A 1,215-nucleotide genomic window follows, 5' to 3' on the forward strand; every position below is an offset into this window, starting at 1 on the left:
CGAGCAGGACCGGCGCGACGTGTGGGTGGAGCAGACGGCGCATCTGATCGCGAAGATGCCCACCATCGTGGCCATGTTCGATCGCCTGCGCCGCAACCGCCCGATGCTCGGGCCGCGGCCCGATCTGGGCCACGCCGCGAATTTCCTCTACATGCTGCACGGCCAAGACCCCACGCCCCAGCAAGCCGCCGCGCTGGATGCGTACTTCGTGCTGCTGGCGGAGCACGGCTTCAACGCCTCCACCTTCGCCGCGCGCACGGCCATCGGCACGAAGACCGACGTGTACTCGGCAACGGTCGCGGCCATCGGCACGCTGAAAGGCTCGCTCCACGGCTCGGCCAACCGCAAGGCGATGGAGATGTTAAGCGAGATTGGAACCGTCGAGCAGGTGAAACCGTACGTGGACAAGACGGTGTCTGACCATAAGCGTTTCATGGGGTTCGGCCATCGCCTCTATAAAGGCGATGACCCGCGCGCCAAGCATCTGAAACGGTCTGCGAAGGAGCTGGCCGCGACTGGCGACGACCTGAAATGGTTCCAGATCTCCGAGCGGCTCCAAGAAGCCGTCTGGGACGCGAAGAAACTGCACATCAACGTGGACTTCTACTCGGCCACGCTGCTCAACGCCCTGCACATCCCCGTCGATTTGTTCACGACCCTCTTCGCCTGCGCGCGCAGCGCCGGGTGGGCGGCCCATATCCTGGAGCAGTTCGACGACAATCGGCTGATCCGGCCGCTCGCCCTCTACGTCGGCCCCCGCCATCTCACGTTCGTCCCGCTGGACCAACGCACGTGAAGCTCCACGAGTATCAAGCCAAAGAACTGTTTGCTGCCGCGGGGATTCCGGTGCCGCGGGGCGCGGTGGCCGCCACCGCGGACGAGGCCGCGCGCGCGTATGAGACGCTGCGAGGCCCCTGCCTCGTCAAAGCGCAACTGCACGCCGGCGGGCGCGGCAAGGCCGGCGGCATTCTCTCCGCCGCCACCGCCCAGGAGGCGCGCACCGCCGCCGCCTCGCTGCTGGGCACGCGCCTCGTCACCGCCCAAACACCGCCGGAGGGGCTGCCCGTCTCATCGGTGCTGCTCACCGAGCGCCTCGAGGCCGCGACGGAACTGTACCTGGCCATCACCCTGGATCGGTTCCGCGCCACGCCCTTGATCTTGGCGAGCCGGCAGGGCGGAGTGGACATCGAAGCGGTGGCCAAGACCACCCCTGAG

2 protein-coding genes are annotated in these 1,215 nt (G+C 67.3%); both read left to right on the top strand.

The features are described from left to right. Nucleotides 1-796: citrate/2-methylcitrate synthase (locus Q8Q85_07530; protein ID MDP3774107.1), on the top strand; the 796-nt coding region annotated here is incomplete at its 5' end. Then, nucleotides 793-1,215: acetate--CoA ligase family protein (locus Q8Q85_07535; GenBank protein MDP3774108.1), on the top strand; the 423-nt coding region annotated here is incomplete at its 3' end. The genes Q8Q85_07530 and Q8Q85_07535, both read left to right, overlap by 4 nt.

Source organism: Gemmatimonadales bacterium, from assembly GCA_030697825.1.
Taxonomy (GTDB): domain Bacteria; phylum Gemmatimonadota; class Gemmatimonadetes; order Gemmatimonadales; family JACORV01; genus JACORV01.